Origin of the sequence: Actinopolymorpha cephalotaxi, assembly GCF_013408535.1 — a bacterium.
Lineage (GTDB): Bacteria > Actinomycetota > Actinomycetes > Propionibacteriales > Actinopolymorphaceae > Actinopolymorpha > Actinopolymorpha cephalotaxi.
The window spans coordinates 3,745,958-3,765,559 of the sequence record NZ_JACBZA010000001.1 but is presented as its reverse complement, the minus strand read 5'-3'; the positions used below and the strand labels follow the sequence as shown (position 1 = coordinate 3,765,559).

The following is a 19,602-nucleotide window of genomic DNA, read 5'->3' as shown; positions in this document are numbered from 1 at the left end:
GTCTTTCGATAACGAGAACTAACCCAGGTTAGCATGCTCCTCCTTCAGAATTGCTGCCAGATCCTGCTCGACGAACCGCTTACTCACGTGTCGGTGGAATCCGGCTTCGAGGGTCTGTCTAACGGCGGCGATGTCGTCGTAGTTCGACAGCGCAACTAATCGGGTATTCGGTAGACGATGGCTCAGGTCATTGACGTTCGGGGCTTCTTTGCTCCCGGCCGACTCGGTGTTCGATGTGCTGTTCGACCCGCTGTACGCGCTGTACGCGCTGTACGTATCGATGTCGAACAGAAGTACGTCGGGTGCGCGTGGTGCCTGCACCAGTGCGAGTACTTCCTCGCTGTTGCCGGCAACCCCGAGCAGTTCGAGGTCTGGCTCGTCGGCCAGCAGGTCGACAAGTGCATCGACCAGTTCGCGATGATTGCCGACGACGACCACACGAGTTCTTCGAATGACTCCTCCCGGCAACGGCGATCCGAACGTTGAAAAACCTAGTGAGCGCGAGCAGCCGAGTCGTCGTACTACCGGTCGAACTTCTGGTCGCTCAAATGTGACCGGCGTCTAGTCCAGATGAATGTCGGTCAATTGCGCACGGCGGTTGATTCGATTGGCCGAGAGCGGAGTAGTTCGTTTGGACGACGCGGCCGCCTGCGCCCCGCGGGACCGGCGGAGCCGCGGTGGGGAAGGCCCGTCGTCCCGCTCCTGTGCCGGGGGTCCAGAACCGGCCCGGCGTGGACCCCCCGTGACCCGTTGACCTCACCGGGCTACGTAGGTAGCTTCCGCACATGGCCCCCGCCGACGTAGGAAGTTTTCGTCCCTCGTCCCGTCCTGCCCGCAGGTCCGTCCTGCTGGGCACCGCCGGTGCCGTCGCCGCGTTCGGCGCGCTGGGTGGCCGGGCCGCGGCTGCCACCCCGAGCGGGAGCACGCCGACACCGCTGACGCCGCCGGAGGAGCGGACCGGTCCCCGGGCGCAGGCCTGGATCCGCCGCGTCGTGGCCCGGATGTCGGTGGAGGAGAAGGTCGGCCAGCTGCTGGTGACGCATGTGTACGGCGCGGCCGCGGACAGCGCCGACGCCCGCAACACCGCGGAGTACGGCGTGGCCACGCCCGCGGAGGTGGTGGCGAAATATCACCTTGGCGGCGTCTGCTACTTCACCTGGTCGGGCAACGTCGGGCCGCTGCCCGGCGTCGCGGCGCTGTCCAACGGGCTCCAGGCCGCGGCGACCGGCACCGGCGCGGGCCTGCCGCTGCTGATCTCCACCGACCAGGAGCAGGGCACGATCGCCCGGATCGGCCCGCCGGCCACGCAGTTCCCCGGCAACATGGCGCTCGGCGCGGGCCGGGACGCCGCCGCGGCGCGGGAGGCCGCCGCGATCACCGGCGCCGAGCTCGCCGCGCTCGGGATCAACCACGACTACGCGCCGGACGCCGACGTGAACGTCGACCCGGGCAATCCGGTCATCGGCGTACGATCCTTCGGCTCCGACCCCGGGCTGGTCGCCGAACTTGCCGCCGCCCAGGTGCTCGGCTACCAGCGCGACGGCGGGGTCGCCGCCACCGCGAAACACTTCCCGGGCCACGGCGACACCAAGGTGGACAGCCACACCGGGATCCCGGAGATCCGGCACACCAGGCAGCAGTGGGAAAGCCTCGACGCGCCGCCGTTCCGCGCGGTGATCGAGGCGGGGATCGACTCGATCATGACCGGCCACCTGGTCTTTCCGGCGCTCGATCCTTCCGGTGACCCGGCGACACTGTCCCGCCCGATCGTGACCGGCCTGCTCCGGGAGGAGCTGGGCTTCACCGGCCTGGTGGTGACCGACGCCCTGGGCATGAAGGGCGTACGGGACAAGTACGGCGACGACCAGGTGGTGATCCTCGCGATCAACGCGGGGGTGGACATGCTGCTGCGACCGCCGGCCTTCGACCTGGCCCACCGGTCGCTGCTGGCGGCGGTGCGCTCCGGCCGGATCAGCCGGCACCGGCTGGACGAGGCGGTCGGCCGGATCATCCGGCTCAAGCTGGCCAACGGGATCGTCCACCACCCGGCCGTCGACGTGTCGGCGGTGGCGGACACCGTCGGTACGCCGGCACACCTGGACCGGGCCGACCGGATCACCGAGGCGACCACCACCGTGGTGAGGAACGCCGCCGGCCTGCTCCCGGCGCGGGTCGACCGGCGCCGGCTCCTGGTCGCCGGCGCCGGCGGCAGCGCGGTGCAGTACCTCGCCGGCGCACTGGCCGACCGCGGAGCGGAGACCCGGACCTTGTCCACGGGCACCCGTCCCACCGACGCCGCGATCGCCGGCGCGGTCGCCGCCGCCGACGACGCCGACCTGACGGTCGTACTCACCTCCAAGGCGTGGGACACCGACGTCACCGACCCGCAGGCCAGACAGCGCCTGCTGGTCGAGAAGCTCCTCGGCACCGGGCGGCCGATCGTGGTGGTCGCGGTCGCCGACCCCTACGACCTGGCGTACGCCGACCGCGCGCCGGCATGCGTGGCGGTGTACGCACCGAACGCCGTGACCATGCGCGCACTCGCCCGGGTGCTGTGCGGCGAGGTCGGCCCGCGCGGGCGGCTGCCGGTGGAGATCCCGGCCGCCGACGGCTCGGGCGTGCTGTATCCCTACGGCCACGGCCTCACCTGGTGAACGCCCGAACCGCAAGCACCAGCGACCACCGGATCCGCAACGAAACGGAGCACGCGATGACCAGCACCGGTTCACCGTCCCGGCGCACCCTCCTCGGTTCGGCCCTGGCCTCCGGCGCGGTGGTGACCACCGGTCTGCCGCTGTCCGGCTCGGCCGCCGCCGCCACCGAGCGCCCGGGCGACCGGCAGGCCGGCCGGGCCGCGGCTGATCGTGGTGACCAGCCGGCCACCGCCTCGGCTGCCGCGCGCACCGGCGGCCGGGTGTTCACCGGCGCGGAGGTCGCGGCCGCCGGCGACTGGGCGGTGCTGCGCGGCACCAAACTGGGCATCTTCTCCAACCCCACCGGCATCCTGCCCGACGCCCGCCACATCGTGGACGACCTCGCCGAGCACGACGACCTGACGATCGCCGGCGCGTTCGGACCCGAGCACGGCTTCCGCGGCAGCGCGCAGGCGGGCGGCTCGGAGGGCGACAGCCGTGACCCGCGGACCGGCGTACCCGTCTACGACGCGTACGGCGCCAACCAGGCGAAGCTCGGTCAGTTGTTCACCAAGGCCGGCGTGGAGACGCTGGTCTTCGACATCCAGGATGTCGGCGCGCGGTTCTACACCTACATCTGGACGATGTACAACTCGATGGCCGCGGCCGCCCGCCTGGGCATCAGGTACGTCGTACTCGACCGGCCGAACCCGATCGGCGGCCGGGTGGACGGCGCGATGATGACGCCGGACTACACCTCCGGCGTCGGCGCCAAGGAGATCGTGCAGCAGCACGGCATGTCGGTGGGTGAGCTCGCGCGGTTCTTCAACGGCGAGCTGCTGCCCGCCGAGGCGGGCCGCCCGGTCGACCTCGAGGTCGTGGAGGTCAGGGGCTGGCGGCCGGACTCGCGCGCACAGGAGTACGACCCGCTGTGGCCGCCGCCGTCGCCGAACGTCCCCACGCCGGACACCGCCCTCGCCTACGTCGGCACCTGTTTCTTCGAGGGCACCAACATCTCCGAGGGGCGCGGTACCACCCGCCCGTTCGAGCTGGTCGGCGCGCCGTACCTCGACTACCACTGGGGCGACCGGCTGAACACCCACGGACTTCCGGGTGTGGAGTTCCGCGAGGCGTACTTCGTGCCGACGTTCAACAAGTACGTCGGGGAGACCTGCGCGGGTGTGCAGGTGCACGTGACCGACGTACGCGCGTTCCAGCCGATCCCGGCCGCGGTGGCGATGCTGGTGGAGGCCCGCCGGTACGCGGACTTCCAGTGGCGCTACGACACCTACGACCCGAAACGGCCGTACTGGATCGACAAGCTGTCGGGGTCGCCGCGGCTGCGCACGATGATCGACGCCGGCGCGTCCGTGGCCGAGGTGGTGGGTGCGTGGAGTGCGGAGGTGAAGGAGTTCGACGCACGCCGTCGGCAGTACCTCCTGTATCCGGGACGACGGGCCTAGGGCAGGTCGGGCGATGGACGGGTGGAGAGGGCGGGCTAGCGTACGGGTGGTCACCGCGATCGCGTTGGTCGGCACGGTTCTCGTCGCCGTACTGGCTTCGATACCACCGCCCGCCCGCGCCGATGCACGCAGTCGTGGTTTCGACCATCCGTATGAAGGTTTCGCTCCTCCCGGCACCCGACTTCGTGCCGGCACACCGAAGGAGGCCGGTCTGGACGCCGCCGAACTCGCCACGATGGTGGAGGACCTGCGCGGATACCTCCGGCCGCAGGGCGACGGGCACCCGCTCTACCCGGGTGCGGTCGTCCTGGTCGCTCGCGAGGGCAAGGTCGTCGTGCACGAGGCGATGGGCCAGGCGGTGAAGTACGCCGACGCGTCCGGTGCCGAACTGCCCGCGGACCAGCAGGTGCCGATGAGACCGGACACGATTTTCGACCTGGCCAGCATCTCCAAGCTGTTCACGTCGATCGTGGTGATGCAGCAGGTCGAGGCCGGACGGGTAAACCTGGACGCGCCGGTTGCCAAGTACCTTCCGGAGTTCGCAACCTTCGGCAAGGAACCAATCACCGTACGCCAGTTGCTCACGCACACCTCCGGCCTGCCGTCATGGATGCGCCTGTGGCGGCCCTACCCCGACCGCGCGAGCCGGATCGCGGCAGTGCTCGCGGTCAAACCGAGCGCGCCGGCAGGAACGACGTACGTCTACTCCGATCTCAACCTCATCACCCTCGGCGTGCTGGTCGAGCGCGTCACCGGCCGCGGCCTCAACGAACTCGTGCGCGCCGGCATCACCGAACCACTCCACATGGTCGACACCGGCTACAACCCGCCGGCGGACAAGTTGAACCGGGTGGCGGCCACGGAGTTCGAGTCCGACCCCGACCGGGGCATGGTGCGGGGTAGCGTCCATGACGAGAACGCCTGGTCGCTGGGCGGTGTCGCCGGACATGCCGGGGTGTTCTCCACCGCGTCCGATCTCGCGATCCTCGCGCAGACGATGATGAACGGCGGCAAGTACGCAGGTCACCGTGTCCTCGAGGAGAAGACGGTCACGGCAATGCTCACCGACCTGAACGAAGGTTTCCCCGGTCACGCACACGGGCTCGGGTTCGAGCTCGACCAGCGGTTCTACATGGGTGCGTTGTCCTCACCGCGCACAGCGGGGCACACCGGGTTCACCGGGACGTCGGTGGTCATCGACATGTTGTCGCGTTCCATCGCCATCCTGACGACCAACCGGGTCCACCCGCGCAGGGAGTGGAGCAGCGTCAACGTCGCGCGCCGCACGGTCGCCGACCACGTGGCGCGGGCACTCGACGTCACGCCGCGACATGGTCGCACCGCGTGGTACGCCGGTCACGCCGACGACACCACGGCGACGCTGACGTTGCCGGTGACGTTGCGGGAGGAACGCACCAGACTTGGCTTCGACCTGTTCGTGGACACCGAAATCGCAGACGTCCTGACACTGGAGTTGTCCCGCGACGGTGGCGCTACGTGGTCGCCGCTGCCGTACGTCGTGTCGAGTCGCGGACGGATCGCTAACCATGACGGCTCTATCTCCGGATTCACCGGACGACATTGGCAGCAGGCGTACGCTGAGGTCGACGAATCGCCAGGTCAGGTCCAGCTTCGCTGGCGATACGTCACCGATCCGCTCTACCAGGGTCGCGGTGTCTACGTCGATGAGGTCCGGTTGGGTGACGCGCAGGGCACGCTGTTCAACGGGGAGCGGGAAGCCGATCGCTTCCTCGCGGACGGCTGGTCACAGGCAACGCGCTGAACCATTCGTCACCGACAGTGCACGCTAGCGACACCGCGGGGAACACGGACACTGGTCCGGCTTCCGGCTCGACGGGTGGTCGACGGCGATGGTGTGGTGGTCGGTGGTGAACCCCGGCCCGGCGTTCGGGAACGAGGTTCGTCCAGGTGGCGGTCGCGAGCGTGGCTGGACACGCGCTCCCAGGTTGCGAGGGTAAGTTACTTTCCATCATGGGCAAGAATTCGAAGATTCCTGAGGCCGACCCGGTGGCCGAGGGCGTCGTGATCCGGATCCGGGCCCTCGCTCCTTCGTTGTCACCGGCCGAACGCCGCGTGGCGAGCCTCGTCCTCGAGGATCCGGAGGGGGCGTCGGCCCGCACCATCACCGAGCTGGCCCGCGCGGCCGGCACGTCGGAGACGACGGTCATCAGGTTCTGCAAGGTTCTCGGACTACCCGGCTACCCGGAGCTGCGGCTTCGGCTGGCGGCGGAGTCGGCCCGGGAATCCGCTCGCGACGGCGACCGCGGCAGGGTCGTCGGCAGCGACATCGGTCCCGACGACTCGATGGCACAGATCGTGGAGAAGGTCGCGTTCGCCGACGCGCGTGCGGTGGAGGAGACCGCCCGCCAGCTCGACGTCGAGGTGGTGGAGACGGTGTCGGAGGTGCTCGCCGCCGCACGGCGCACCGAGCTCTTCGGTGTGGGCGCGAGCGCGTTCGTGGCCCTGGACTTCCAGCAGAAGCTGCACCGCATCGGCCGGCTGGCGTTCGCGTGGGTCGACACGCACGCCGCGCTGGCCAGCGCCGCCCTGCTCGGCCCGGGCGACGTCGCGGTCGGCATCTCCCACACCGGCATGACGGGCGACACGATCGAGGTGCTCGCCCAGGCACGCGACCGGGGCGCGACCACGGTGGCGCTGACCAACTTCCCGCGGTCCCCGATCGCGGACGTCGCCGACTACGTACTCACCACGGCGGCGCGGGAGACCACGTTCCGTTCCGGCGCCACCGCCAGCCGGATCGCCCAGCTCACCGTCGTGGACTGCCTGTTCGTCGCGGTGGCGAGGCGGCACTACGACAAGACGATGGGCGCACTCGAGGTGACCTTCGACGCGATCAGCGGACGCCGGGTCGCGGCTTCGCGCGGTCGGCGCTGATGGGAGAGTCGCGGAGCGAACCGCGTCAGGAGAAGGGAACCCCGCCGGTGATCGATGACTTCGTACGCGTGGAATCACCCACGGAGGCACGCAATCCGCGCACCACGCAGATCGACCGGGTGCCCACCCTCGCGGTGCTGGAACTCATCAACGACGAGGACCAGCAGGTGGCCGGCGCGGTCCGTGCGGTGCTGCCCCGCCTCGCGGCCGCGGTCGACCTCGCGGTGCAGGCACTACGCGAGGGGCGCCGCGTGCACTACGTCGGAGCCGGCACCTCCGGACGCCTCGGCGTACTCGACGCCGCCGAGCTGCCGCCGACGTTCAACGTGCCGAACGGCTGGTTCGTCACCCACGCCGCCGGCGGCCCGACCGCCCTGCTGCGGGCGATCGAGGGAGCAGAGGACGACGAGGAGGCCGGGGCGGCGGAGATCGCCGAGTCGGCGGTGGCCGGTGACGTGGTGGTCGGACTCGCCGCGAGCGGCCGGACGCCGTACGTCGTCGGCGCCCTGCGGGCCGCCCGCAGGCTCGGCGCGGCCACCGTCCTGGTGACCGCCAACCCGTCGGCCGCAGTGGGCGCGGAAGTCGACGCGTTCGTCGCGGTCGACACCGGCCCGGAGGTGATCGCCGGGTCGACGCGGATGAAGGCCGGCACCGCGCAGAAGCTGATCCTGAACGCCTTCTCCACCGCGGTGATGGTCCGGATGGGACGGACGTACTCCAACCTGATGGTCGACCTGATGGCCACGAACGCCAAGCTGCGCGGGCGAACGCTGGAGATCCTCGGCGAGGCGACGGGGGAGGACCAGCAGACCTGCGCCCGGGCACTCACCGACGCCGGCGGGGAGCTCAAGACCGCCCTGGTCGCGGTGCTCGGCGGGGTCGCGCCGACGGTGGCGCGGGCGGCGCTGGAACGCGCCGACGGGCACGTCCACGCAGCGCTCGCCGACGTGCGCCGGGTGTGAACACCTGTCCGGTTGTGGTCTTGCACCAGGGGTAGAGAACCACGCAGTGTGGAGGTTCCAGGTGCGTCTCCTACCTCGTCGACGCGCCCAGACGTGCCGGAGGTCCCTGTGCAGGCGATATGGAAGGGTTCGGTCTCTTTCGGCCTGGTGACGATCCCCGTCAAGGTATACGCGGCCACCCAGGAGAAGGATGTCGCGTTCCGTCAGGTTCACGCCACCGATGGTGGGCGCATCCGGTACCGCCGCATCTGCGAGGTCGACGGCGAGGAGGTGGCGTACTCCGACATCGCCAAGGGATACGAGCTTCCCGACGGTGAGATGGCGATCCTGACGGCGGACGACCTGGCCGACCTGCCGCTGCCGACCCGGCACGTGGTGGAGGTGCTGGAGTTCGTTCCGGCGGAGGAGATCGACCCGATCTACGTCTCCCGCAGCTACTACCTGCAGGCCGACGGGCCGGCCGCCAAACCGTACGTCCTGTTGCGCGACGCACTGCGCCGCACCGGCCAGACCGCCCTTGTCAAGGTGGCCTTGCGCAACCGGGAGGCCCTTGCGATGTTGCGTCCCAAGGAGGACGTGCTCGTTCTGCAGACGATGTTGTGGCCGGACGAGGTGCGCGACGCGTCGTTCGCCGCGCCGGCGTCGGAGGTGGAGGTCCGCCCGCAGGAGGTGGCGATGGCGGAGTCCTACATCCAGACGTTGGAGACCAGCTTCGATCCCGACCGTTACCACGACGAGTACCGCACCGCCCTCGAGGTCGTCCTGGAGGCCAAGGCGACCGGGCACGAGGTGGAGACCCCCTCGGCCGCGGCACCCGCCAAGGGCGAGGTGGTCGACCTGATGGCGGCGTTGCAGGCCAGCGTGGACGAGGCGCGCCGGCAACGCGGTGAGTCGACCGGCGGCGCGGCCGGGGCAGTGAAGTCGGTGAAGTCGGTGCAGTCGGGGAAGGCGGCGAAGAAGGCACCGGCCAAGAAGGCGGCGGCGAAGAAGACCACCGCCAAGAAGGCCGCGGCGAAGAAGACCGGCACGAAGAAGGCGGCCGCGAAGAAGCCGGCCGCCAAGACCGCGAAGACACCGGCGCGCAAGTCGGCGTAGGACCGAACCCTGGTTGGCCTGGTCGACCTGGTTGGCCTTGTTGGCCTGGCGAGCCCGGGGTTCAGGCCCGGCGGCGCAGGACGACCGCCCGGCCTGCCAGGCCCAGCCCGAACATCACCACGCCCGCGACCACCGACGTCCACGGCAGCGCCGCCACCAGCACCACGCAGCCGAGGAGGCCGAGCACGTTCAGCGCGCGTGGCCAGCGCCGCTGGTCGGCCGGCTGGGTGAACGCCGACGCGTTGGCGATCGCGTAGTAGACCAGTACGCCGAACGACGAGAAGCCGATCACGCCGCGCAGGTCCGCGGCGAGGACCAGCACGCAGACCACGGCCGCCACCGCGAGCTCGGCGTGGTGCGGGATCCGGTAGCGGGGGTGGACCGCGGCCAGCCACCCGGGCAGGTCGTGGTTGCGCGCCATCGCCAGGGTCGTGCGTCCCACGCCCGCGATCAGTGCGAGCAGCGCGCCGAGGCTCGCCAGTGCGCCCCCGATCCGGACCAGCGGCGCGAGCCCGCCCACCCCTGCCGCCTGCACCGTCGCCACGAGTGGTGCGGCCGCCCGGGCCAGCAGCTCCGGCCCGGCGGCGAACAGCGCGGACAGGCCGACCACGACGTAGATCACGACGGTGATCGCCAACGCCAGCGGGATCGCCCGCGGGATCGTCCGTGCCGGGTCGCGAACCTCCTCGCCCAGGGTGGCCACCCGGGCATAGCCGGCGAACGCGAAGAAGAGCAGTCCCGCGGCCTGCAGGATGCCGTACGCCCCACCGGCGGTCAGCGCGTCCCAGCCCCCCACCCGGTCCGGTGAGGCGTGCCCACCCAGCCAGATGCCGGCGACCAGCACCGTGAGGGTGGTCAGGGAGCACGCGACCAGCACCCGGGTGGCCTGGGCCGTACGCGTCACGCCGCGGTAGTTCAGGGTGGTCAGTCCGAGTACGCCGAGCACCGCGACGATCCGTTGCACCCACCACGGACCCGGCACCGCGTAAGCCGCGAACGTCAGTGCCATCGCCGCACACGACGCGGTCTTGCCGACCACGAAGCCCCAGCCGGCGACGAAGCCCCACCAGTGGCCGAGGCGTTCGCGTCCGTACACGTAGGTGCCGCCGGAGGTCGGGTAGGCGGCGGCGAGCTGGGCGGACGCGGTCGCGTTGCAGTACGCGATCACCGCCGCGACCACCAGGCCGACGATCAGTCCCGCACCGGCGGCGGCCGCGGCCGGCCCGAACGCGGCGAACACACCGGCGCCGATCATCGACCCCAGCCCGATCACGACCGCGTCGCCGACACCGAGCCGGCGCGCCAGCCGGTCGGGCCCCGCGGCGTTGCCCGAACCGCTCATCGGCGGAGTCCTCCGGAAAAGCTGGGCTGTGGGCTGATCGATTCTGCGGGGAACGATATCGGGCGGTGCGGTTCTTCGTCCCCGCGCCGACCGCGACCGGTGTCCGGGTGGGACGATGGCGCCGGGACCTCCCCGACCGGGAGGCCCACCCAGCCTTCTCCACGCCCACAAAGACGCGGGAGCCACCGATGGATGCCGTCACGCAGGTACCCCCGCCGGCCAACGAGCCGGTCAAGTCCTACGCCCCCGGGAGCGCCGAGCGCGCGAGCCTGTCCCGCCGGCTGGCGGAGCTGGCCGGCGACCAGACAGAGCTCACCGCCACCATCGGCGGGGTGACCCGCGCCGGCGGCGGCGACCCCGTTCCGGTGGTGATGCCGCACAACCACGCCCACGTGCTCGGCACGCTGCGCAACTCCACCGAGCAGGACGCCGAGGATGCGGTCAAGGCCACCCAGGACGCCGCGCACGAGTGGCGGACGATGTCCTTCGACGACCGCGCGGCGATCTTCCTCAAGGCCGCCGACCTGGCCGCCGGCCCGTGGCGGGACACGCTGAACGCCGCGACGATGCTGGGCCAGAGCAAGTCGGTCCAGCAGGCCGAGATCGACGCGGCCTGCGAGCTGATCGACTTCCTGCGGTTCAACGTGCACTTCGCCCGCCAGATCCACGCCGAGCAGCCGATCTCCTCACCCGGGGTGTGGAACCGGCTGGACTACCGGCCGCTGGAGGGCTTCGTCTACGCGGTCACGCCGTTCAACTTCACCGCGATCGCCGCCAACCTGCCGACCGCACCGGCCCTGATGGGCAACGTCGTCGTGTGGAAGCCGTCGCCCACCCAGACGTTCGCGGCGTACTTCACGATGCGGATGCTGGAGGAGGCGGGCCTGCCGCCCGGCGTGATCAACCTGCTGCCCGGTGACGGGCTGGCGGTGTCCCGGGTCGCGCTCGCCCACCCGAGTCTGGCCGGGATCCACTTCACCGGGTCGACGGCGACGTTCCGCACGTTGTGGCGCGGCGTCGGTGAGCACCTCGACCGCTACCACAACTACCCCCGGATCGTCGGCGAGACCGGCGGCAAGGACTTCATCCTGGCCCACGCCTCCGCCGACCCGGACGTGTTGCGGACCGCGCTCGTCCGCGGGGCCTTCGAGTACCAGGGGCAGAAGTGCTCGGCGGCCTCCCGGGCCTACGTGCCGCGCAGCGTGTGGAACCGGATCGCCGACGAGCTCGCCGCCGAGACCGATGCGCTGACGATGGGCGACGTCGCCGACCTGTCGAACTTCATGGGTGCGGTCATCGACGACCGGGCGTACGCCAAGCACGCCGCCGCGCTGGAGCGCGCCAAGGCGACCGACTCCGTCCACGTCGTCGCCGGCGGGACGCTCGACGACAGCGTGGGCTACTTCGTCCGGCCGACGATCCTGACCGGCGACGACCCCACCGACGAGATCTTCACCACGGAGTACTTCGGCCCGATCCTCGGTGTGCATGTGTACGAGGACAGCGCGTACGACCAGGTCATCGGGGCGCTGGACGCCGCGTCGCCGTACGGCCTCACCGGCGCGGTGATCGCCCAGGACCGCCGGGCGGTCGCCACCGCGGCGGAGCGGCTGCGCTACACCGCCGGGAACTTCTACGTGAACGACAAGCCGACCGGTGCGGTGGTGGGCCAGCAGCCGTTCGGAGGAGCGCGGGCCAGTGGGACCAACGACAAGGCGGGCTCGGTCTGGAACCTCGTCCGCTGGGTGAGCCCGCGGACGATCAAGGAGACCTTCGTGCCGCCCACCGACTTCCGCTACCCGCACCTGGGCTGAGCCGCGGGTCAGGCGACGCGCGGGGCTCTGCGTACCTTCTCGACCTCGACCTGCTCGCCGTCGGCGAACGTGGAGTCCACGAACAACGCCGTGCCGCAGATCACGCAGGCCCAGTCGGGGCAGGCCTCGCCGTGGCCGTCGTCGCACTGTGGCTGGACGAACAGCTCCAGCCGCCGGCAGGTCGGGCACTGGTAGGTCGTCTCGCGTGTCGTGTCGGTCATGACCGGGCCTCCCCACGTCGGTGGAATCCGGGCCGCCGGGAGCAGGTGCCTCCGGGCGGTACCGAACTCACGTTCGCAGCAAGGACCGGCAACGCCGAGCCGACACGCCGTACTGATCACGAACCGACGCTGCGTGACCGGCGCCGGGGGCGGCGGCTCAGCCCACCTCCGGCGGGTCAGCCCACCTCCGCCGGCGGTGCCCAGGTGAGCTCGATCCCGAGGTCGCGCAGCCAGGCGTCCACGTCGTGGCCGTGGCCGACGATTCCGGCGTACGCGGCGTAGGTCGACTCCAGCGCGCGTTCGGCGTCGGCCGGGCCGAGCAGGCCGGCCTGCACCGCGGCCACGAACTCGTCGGAGTCGACCACCCGGGCGCCGTCGCCGGTACGGACCAGGATGTCGAGGTAGTGGTCGACGGTGCGCCACACCGGTCCGTCGACGCTCGTGGCCATGACGTCGACGTAGTGGTTCTCGGACCGGACCAGCCCGGGGTGCGCCCGGAAGTCGCTGACCCGGATGCCCAGCCCGGGCAGGATCCACGACTGCACCCAGCAGATGGTGGGGTGGCCGGTCAGCGGCCGGGAGAAGTACAGCCCGAAGCCGGTGACCTCCCAGGCGTCGAGGGACCGCGAGACGCCCTCGCGGTCGACGTTGATGCCGGCCTCGACGTCGTAGGTCTCCACGTGCGGCGGATGGATCGACGCCGCCGGCTCCACGCCGTCGACCGCCCCGGTCTCCCCGGTCGCCCCGGACAACTGTGCCGCGGTCCCGGACGCCCGCGCCGTCACCGCTTGGCGGCCAGCCAGTCGCGGCCCAGATCCTCCATGCCGTCCAGGCCGGCCATCACCGCGGGCGCGGCGGCCTGCTCGATCTTCTTCCCGATGATCGGGACCGACGCCTTCAGGTCGGCGTCCACGATCTGCTTGGTGGACGAGCCGCCCGCGTCGGGCACCAGCCGGATCTTGCCCCGCATCGTGACCGGCGCGTTGGCGATGTCGACCTTCAGGTCGCCGGTACGGGACCCGTCCGGACCGGGCGGTCCCCAGTCGATCACCTCGTCCAGCTCGATCCGCTCCCCGACGAACTTGCGGACGAAGTCCGGCACCTTCGCGGGCAGCGACTGGTGGGTGGTCGAGCGGGCGCCGCCGCCGTCGCCGTCGCGTACGTCGATGTCGTAGCTCAGCGCGTGCGCCTTCTCCACCCGGTGCCGGATGAAGCTCTCGTTGGTCAGCATGGCGTACACGGTGTCCGGCGGAGCCGCGTAGCTGCATTCCCGATGAAGGTCCATGGTGAGATCCAACACGAAGATCGCCGCGTTTGCCGACATCGAATCCCATCGGAGGTCTGTCGAGCCCGTCCAGCCCGTCCAGGCCGCCCACCCCGCCGGGCCCCGTCGGGGGCCTTTGCCCGACCCGTACGCCCGTGACGCCCGTGACGCCCGTGACGCACCGGTCGCCGGATTCATCCCACCCCGTGCCTCCTCGCGTGGACCGTGCAGGGACCCGGGGGCAGGGATTAGGGTCGGAGAGGCCCGTACGACGGCGTACGGCCCCGGCGCCTGCCGTGGCTCCGGTGGACAGCTGGACCGAGGGACAAGGCGAGGTCATGACCGTCACCGGCAGCAAGTGGGACGACGCCAAGGACGCGATCCTGGCCGACGCCGCCAAGGTCGCCGAGCACAGTCGTTCGGCCGGAGCGCTACCACCTGACCAGGTGGAGCGGCTGCTGGCCATCTACTACCGTCACGTCTCCGCCGAGGACCTCCTCCACCGCGACCCGGTGGACGTCTACGGCACCGCGCGCAGCCACTACCGCCTGGCGCAGGAGCGCCCGCAGGGCACCGCCGCGGTCAACGTCTTCACCCCCACGGTCGAGGAGCACGGCTGGTCGTGCAGCCACACCGTGGTGGAGGTCGTCACCGACGACATGCCGTTCCTCGTCGACTCGGTGACGATGGAGCTGTCCCGGCGCAAGCACGGCATCCACCTCGTGGTCCACCCGCAGGTCACCGTGCACCGGGAGATCACCGGCGGGCTGCTCGGCGTCGAGGGCGGTTACAACGGAACGCCCGCGGCGGCGGCCGACCGCCGGGACCCCGACCTGGTGCCGGAGTCGTGGATCCACGTCGAGATCGACCGGGTGAGCGACCCCGGCGACCTGGTGCAGATCGAGGCCGACCTGCGCCGGGTCCTCAACGACGTCCGCGAGTCGGTGGAGGACTTCGACAAGCTGCGAGGCCGGGCACTGGAGGTGGTGGAGGACCTCGCCACCAACCCGCCGCCGCTGCCCGAGCAGGAGATCGCCGACACCCGCGAGCTGCTCACCTGGCTGGCCGACAACCACTTCACGTTCCTCGGCTACCGCGAGTACACCCTGCACGAGACACCGGACGGCGACTCGATCATGCGGGCCGTGCCCGGCAAGGGTCTCGGCATCCTGCGTTCGGACCCGCGCTCGACCCGGTCGTTTCGGCAGATGCCGTCGCAGGTGCGCACCAAGGCGAAGGAGAAGCGGCTCCTCATCCTCACCAAGGCCAACTCCCGCTCCACGGTGCACCGGCCGGCCTACCTCGACTACATCGGGATCAAGACCTTCGACGAGTCCGGTGAGGTGGTGGGCGAGCGCCGCTTCCTCGGGCTGTTCACCTCCGCGGTCTACACCCAGAGCGTGCGCCGCATCCCCGTCCTGCGCGCCCGTACGGCCGAGGTGATCGAGCGCTCCGGCTACTCCACCGACTCCCACTCCGGCAAGGTCCTGCTGGACATCCTGGAGACCTATCCGCGCGACGAGCTGTTCCAGGTGTCGGCCGAGGAGCTCCTCCCGACCGTGATGGCCGTCCTCTACCTCCAGGAGCGCCGCCGGCTGCGGCTGTTCGTACGCCGTGACGACTACGGCCGTTACGTCTCCTGCCTGGTCTACCTCCCGCGCGACCGGTTCTCCACCGATGTACGCCTGGAACTGCAGCGGCTGCTCCTCGCCGCCTACGGCGGGGAGACCATCGACTTCGCGCTGCGGCTGTCGGAGTCGGTGCTGGCCCGGCTGCACTTCGTGATCCGGATGCCGCGCGGCGCCACGATCCCCGACCTCGACGTTGCCGAGGTGGAGGAGCAGCTGTCCCAGGCCACCCGCACCTGGTCCGACGACTTCGCCGACGCGCTCAACGACCAGGTGGGCGAGGCGGAGGCCGCGCGGCTGCTGCATCGCTACGACGAGGCGTTCCCGGTCGCCTACCGCGACGACTTCCCGGCCCGCACCGGAGTGGCCGACCTGCTGCGGCTGGAGGAGCTGCCCGTCGAAGGGGGCCTGGGCCTGTCGCTGTACGAGCCGGTCGACGCCGCGCCGAACGAACGCCGGTTCAAGATCTACCGCACCGGCCAGAGCCTGTCGCTGTCCGACGTCCTGCCCCGCCTCACCCGGATGGGTGTGGAGGTCATCGACGAACGCCCGTACGAGATCGAGACCGCCGACCACCGCCGGGCCTGGATCTACGACTTCGGGCTCGTCTACGACGCCGCGGTCGTCGGCGCGCCGGCCGCCGCGATCCGGGAGCTGTTCCAGAACGCGTTCTCCGCGGTGTGGTCCGGCCGGGCCGAGAGCGACGGGTTCAACGCGCTGGTGCTGCGGGCCGGGCTGGACTGGCGGCAGGCGAGCATCCTGCGCGCGTACGCGAAGTACATGCGCCAGTCGGGGTCGACGTTCAGCCAGAGCTACATCGAGGACGCGCTCACCGCCAACGTCGACCTGGCCTGCCGGCTGGTCAGCCTGTTCGAGGCGCGCTTCGACCCGCGTGGCGACCAGGACCCGAAGGCGCGCGACGAGCAGGCCGGCAGGCTGGTCGAGCAGATCGAGGCGGGCCTGGACGACGTGGTGAGCCTGGACCACGACCGCATCCTGCGTTCCCTGCTCAACCTCGTCCGCACCACGCTGCGCACCAACTACTTCCAGCGGGACGCCGACGGTGAGCCCAAGCCGTACATCTCGTTCAAGCTCGACCCGCGCTCCAACCCCGAGCTGCCCGAGCCGCGGCCGCAGTACGAGATCTGGGTCTACTCCCCGCGGGTGGAGGGCGTTCACCTGCGGTTCGGCCCGGTGGCCCGCGGCGGGCTGCGCTGGTCCGACCGTCGTGAGGACTTCCGTACCGAGGTGCTCGGCCTGGCCAAGGCACAGATGGTGAAGAACACCGTGATCGTGCCGGTCGGCGCCAAGGGCGGGTTCTTCGCCAAGCAGCTGCCCGACCCGGGCGACCGCGACGCCTGGATGGCCGAGGGGGTCGCGTCCTACCGCACGTTCATCAGCGGGCTGCTGGACATCACCGACAACCTCCAGCGGGGCGAGGTGATCCCGCCGGAGGACGTCGTACGCCACGACGGCGACGACGCCTACCTCGTGGTCGCCGCCGACAAGGGCACCGCGAGCTTCTCCGACATCGCCAACGACGTGGCGAAGTCCTACGGCTTCTGGCTCGGCGACGCGTTCGCCTCCGGCGGCTCCGACGGCTACGACCACAAGGCGATGGGCATCACCGCCCGCGGTGCGTGGGAGTCGGTCAAGCGGCACTTCCGCGAGCTCGGCCGGGACTGCCAGAACGAGGACTTCACCTGTGTGGGCGTCGGCGACATGTCCGGTGACGTCTTCGGCAACGGCATGCTGTGCTCGCGGCACACCCGGCTGGTCGCGGCGTTCGACCACCGGCACATCTTCCTCGACCCCGATCCCGACCCCGACGCGTCCTACGACGAACGCCGGCGGCTGTTCGGCCTGCCGAGGTCGAGCTGGGCCGACTACGACCGCGACCTGATCAGCACCGGGGGAGGGGTCTACCGCCGGACGGCGAAGTCGATCCCCCTCAGCCCACAGGTCCGCGCCTCGCTCGGCATCGCCCGCAACGTCGACGCGCTCACCCCGAGCGAGCTGATCCGCGCCATCCTCACCGCGCCGGTCGACCTGCTGTGGAACGGCGGCATCGGCACCTACGTCAAGGCGTCCACCGAGACCCACGCCGACGCCGGCGACAAGGCCAACGACGCGGTGCGCGTCAACGGCCGGCAGCTGCGCGCCGCCTGTGTGGGGGAGGGCGGCAACCTCGGCCTCACCCAGCTCGGCCGGATCGAGTACGCCCAGCAGGGCGGCAAGCTCACCACGGACTTCATCGACAACTCCGCGGGCGTCGACACCTCCGACCACGAGGTCAACATCAAGGTCCTGCTGGACCGGCTGGTGCAGGAGGGCGACCTGACCGGCAAGCAGCGCAACGAGGTGCTGGCCGGGATGACCGACGAGGTGGCCCAGCTCGTCCTGGACGACAACTACCAGCAGAACGTCGCCCTGCAGAACGCCGCCGCCGGATCCAAGGCGCTGATGCACGTGCACGCCGACTGGATCCGCCGGCTGGAGAAGCTCGGCCTGATCGACCGGGAGCTCGAGTTCCTGCCCAACCCCAAGCAGTTCCGCGAACGCCAGGCGCAGGGCGGCGGGCTCACCGCACCCGAGCTCGCCGTGCTCTTCGCGTACACCAAGATCGTGCTGGCCAGCGAGCTGCTGGGGACGTCGCTGCCCGACGACCCCTACCTCAACGCCGAGCTGGCCGCCTACTTCCCCGAGCCGATCCGGGACCGCTTCCAGGACCAGATGGCCGACCACCCGCTGCGCCGGGAGATCATCACCACCCAGGTGGTCAACCGGATGGTCAACATGGCCGGGATGACGTTCTATCCCCGGCTGTCGCTGGAGACGGGCGCTCCGGCGGAGGAGCTGGCCCGCGCCCACGTCGCCGCCCGGGCCATCTTCGGCGCGGACGAGATCTTCGCCGAGATCCAGCGGCTGGACAACCGGATCGAGTCCGGGATGCAGGTGCGGATGCGGCTGGAGGCGCGCACGATCGCCGAACGCGCCAGCCGGTGGTTCGTACAGAACCGCCGCCCGCCGATGGACGTCGCGGCCACGATCGAGTTCTTCGCCGCGGGGATGCGGGAGCTGTCGGAGTCGCTGCCGGAGGTGCTGACCGGCCGCGAGCGGACGCTGTTCGAGGGCCGGCTGCACGGGTTCGTCGAGGCGGGGGTGCCGGAGGAGCTGGCCACCCGGGTCGCCGCACTGGCGCCGACGTACGCCGGCCTGGGCATCGTGGAGACCGCCAACCGCACCGGTGCCGACCTGATGGACGTGGCCCGGGTGCACTTCGTCCTCGGTGAACGCCTGGAGCTCGGCCGGTTGCTCGAACGCATCCTCGCCCTGCCCCGGCAGGACCGCTGGCAGACCACCGCCCGGGCGACGCTGCGCGACGACCTGCACAACGTGCACGCCCAGCTGACCATGGACGCGTTGTCGGTGACGCCGGGCGACGCCGAGCCGGAGGAGCGGGTGGACGCCTGGGCCGAACGCGACCAGGCGCTGGTCAGCCGCACCCGCTCGACCCTGGGCGAGATCGTGGAGGGCGACGTCGCCGACCTGGCGCGGCTGTCCGTCGGTCTCCGCGTCGTCCGCCGCCTCCTCCCGTCCGCCAACTAGGGGTGTTGTTCGCAACACCCTTGGAGCGACCACCCGGTTCCGGCTCGGATCCGTTGCGGCTCAGAGGGGCCCGAGCACGTCGCTCACGGTGGCGGGCAGTTCGAGAGCTTCCAGGACCGTGAGCAACTGGCGCTCCTCGTAGCGGAAGTGGCTCTCCATGATCGCGGCCACGCCTTCCAGGTGACGGTCGAGCTCCTCCGCCGGAGCGGATCGGTCGACTGCCGCGCGCAGTTCACCGAGAAGGTGAGCCATCATCGAGTGGTCCTGTTCGAGCGCGCGGAGAACGGGTGCCAGGTCGGGGTGCGCTTCCTCGATGGCAGGAAACAGTGCTCGATCCTCACCCCTGTGGTGGCCGTCGAGTGCGGCACAGAAGCCGTGGCAGTAAAGAAGCAGGTCGCGCCCGGCCTGCTCGGCCGGGCGCCCGGCGCGTACGGCCTCCTGCGTGACGCGCAGCGCCTCACGGATGCGTCGGTGGACGCGGCTTAGTTCGGTGCTCCAGGCGACGAGCCTGGTCGTCTCGCGCTCAGTCACGCGAGAACGAAGGGAGCGACGAGAGCATCGACAGTCCTTCGGTTCGGCGCCTCCATGCCTGACACGGCCTGCCACCGGCACGCGACGCTGCCACCGACCCTAGCCGACTCACCGGCCCGGAACG

General features: G+C 70.8%; 14 protein-coding genes. 8 read left to right on the top strand and 6 right to left on the bottom strand.

Features of this window, described 5'->3' with window-relative positions:
- Window positions 1-18: 18 nt before the first annotated feature.
- On the bottom strand, window positions 19-438 hold the full coding sequence (locus FHR37_RS16585; protein WP_092880296.1) for a response regulator: 420 nt from the start codon (window positions 436-438) through the stop codon (window positions 19-21).
- A gap of 347 nt (window positions 439-785) precedes the next feature.
- On the opposite strand from FHR37_RS16585, the gene FHR37_RS16580 reads away from it, so the two are divergent.
- The 6 genes from FHR37_RS16580 (at window position 786) to ku (ending at window position 9,069) form a co-directional block, all read left to right on the top strand.
- Entirely contained in the window at window positions 786-2,654 is a 1,869-nt protein-coding gene (locus FHR37_RS16580; RefSeq protein ID WP_092880293.1) for a glycoside hydrolase family 3 protein, read from the top strand.
- 56 nt (window positions 2,655-2,710) lie between these two features.
- On the top strand, window positions 2,711-4,096 hold the full coding sequence (locus FHR37_RS16575; RefSeq protein WP_092880804.1) for an exo-beta-N-acetylmuramidase NamZ family protein: 1,386 nt from the start codon (window positions 2,711-2,713) through the stop codon (window positions 4,094-4,096).
- Between the two features lie 46 nt (window positions 4,097-4,142).
- A complete protein-coding gene (locus FHR37_RS16570) occupies window positions 4,143-5,879 on the top strand; it encodes a serine hydrolase (protein ID WP_330831746.1) in 1,737 nt (578 codons plus the stop codon).
- Between the two features lie 209 nt (window positions 5,880-6,088).
- On the top strand, window positions 6,089-7,012 hold the full coding sequence (locus FHR37_RS16565) for a MurR/RpiR family transcriptional regulator (protein ID WP_092880287.1): 924 nt from the start codon (window positions 6,089-6,091) through the stop codon (window positions 7,010-7,012).
- A 47-nt stretch (window positions 7,013-7,059) separates the two neighbouring features.
- Window positions 7,060-7,974 (top strand): N-acetylmuramic acid 6-phosphate etherase, encoded by a 915-nt coding sequence (murQ, locus tag FHR37_RS16560; protein ID WP_237768531.1) that lies wholly within the window; start codon window positions 7,060-7,062, stop codon window positions 7,972-7,974.
- A 147-nt stretch (window positions 7,975-8,121) separates the two neighbouring features.
- A complete protein-coding gene (gene ku, locus FHR37_RS16555; RefSeq protein WP_237768530.1) occupies window positions 8,122-9,069 on the top strand; it encodes a non-homologous end joining protein Ku in 948 nt (315 codons plus the stop codon).
- A 61-nt stretch (window positions 9,070-9,130) separates the two neighbouring features.
- Here ku and FHR37_RS16550 read toward each other — a convergent pair whose 3' ends face one another.
- Window positions 9,131-10,411, bottom strand: a complete 1,281-nt coding sequence (locus FHR37_RS16550) for an APC family permease (protein WP_092880279.1) — start codon at window positions 10,409-10,411, stop codon at window positions 9,131-9,133.
- 188 nt (window positions 10,412-10,599) lie between these two features.
- Between FHR37_RS16550 and pruA the strand changes: the two genes are divergently transcribed.
- Window positions 10,600-12,225, top strand: a complete 1,626-nt coding sequence (gene pruA, locus FHR37_RS16545; protein WP_092880802.1) for an L-glutamate gamma-semialdehyde dehydrogenase — start codon at window positions 10,600-10,602, stop codon at window positions 12,223-12,225.
- A gap of 8 nt (window positions 12,226-12,233) precedes the next feature.
- Here the strand turns inward: pruA and FHR37_RS16540 are convergent, their stop codons facing one another.
- The 3 genes from FHR37_RS16540 to FHR37_RS16530 all read right to left on the bottom strand — a co-directional run bounded on the left by FHR37_RS16540 (window position 12,234) and on the right by FHR37_RS16530 (window position 13,770).
- Window positions 12,234-12,446, bottom strand: a complete 213-nt coding sequence (locus tag FHR37_RS16540; protein WP_092880276.1) for a hypothetical protein — start codon at window positions 12,444-12,446, stop codon at window positions 12,234-12,236.
- Between the two features lie 176 nt (window positions 12,447-12,622).
- A complete protein-coding gene (locus tag FHR37_RS16535) occupies window positions 12,623-13,198 on the bottom strand; it encodes a DUF402 domain-containing protein (protein WP_139238779.1) in 576 nt (191 codons plus the stop codon).
- Between the two features lie 29 nt (window positions 13,199-13,227).
- The gene (locus FHR37_RS16530; RefSeq protein WP_175542305.1) at window positions 13,228-13,770 is read right to left on the bottom strand and encodes a DUF2505 domain-containing protein; all 543 of its coding nucleotides are present in this window, start codon (window positions 13,768-13,770) and stop codon (window positions 13,228-13,230) included.
- Window positions 13,771-14,048: 278 nt separating this feature from the next.
- Here FHR37_RS16530 and FHR37_RS16525 point away from each other — a divergent pair, with 278 nt between their 5' ends.
- Window positions 14,049-18,947 (top strand): NAD-glutamate dehydrogenase, encoded by a 4,899-nt coding sequence (locus tag FHR37_RS16525; protein WP_092880798.1) that lies wholly within the window; start codon window positions 14,049-14,051, stop codon window positions 18,945-18,947.
- Between the two features lie 60 nt (window positions 18,948-19,007).
- On the opposite strand, the gene FHR37_RS16520 is transcribed toward FHR37_RS16525, so the two are convergent.
- Window positions 19,008-19,478, bottom strand: coding sequence for a hemerythrin domain-containing protein (locus tag FHR37_RS16520; protein WP_092880270.1), 471 nt, complete (start codon window positions 19,476-19,478; stop codon window positions 19,008-19,010).
- Window positions 19,479-19,602: the final 124 nt, after the last annotated feature.

Coding starts and splice junctions, on each gene's coding strand:
- FHR37_RS16580 (WP_092880293.1), top strand. CDS start 786: ATGGCCCCCGCCGACGTAGGAAGTTTTCGTCCCTCGTCCCGTCCTGCC.
- FHR37_RS16575 (WP_092880804.1), top strand. CDS start 2,711: ATGACCAGCACCGGTTCACCGTCCCGGCGCACCCTCCTCGGTTCGGCC.
- FHR37_RS16565 (WP_092880287.1), top strand. CDS start 6,089: ATGGGCAAGAATTCGAAGATTCCTGAGGCCGACCCGGTGGCCGAGGGC.
- FHR37_RS16550 (WP_092880279.1), bottom strand. CDS start 10,411: ATGAGCGGTTCGGGCAACGCCGCGGGGCCCGACCGGCTGGCGCGCCGG.
- pruA (WP_092880802.1), top strand. CDS start 10,600: ATGGATGCCGTCACGCAGGTACCCCCGCCGGCCAACGAGCCGGTCAAG.
- FHR37_RS16540 (WP_092880276.1), bottom strand. CDS start 12,446: ATGACCGACACGACACGCGAGACGACCTACCAGTGCCCGACCTGCCGG.
- FHR37_RS16530 (WP_175542305.1), bottom strand. CDS start 13,770: ATGTCGGCAAACGCGGCGATCTTCGTGTTGGATCTCACCATGGACCTT.
- FHR37_RS16525 (WP_092880798.1), top strand. CDS start 14,049: ATGACCGTCACCGGCAGCAAGTGGGACGACGCCAAGGACGCGATCCTG.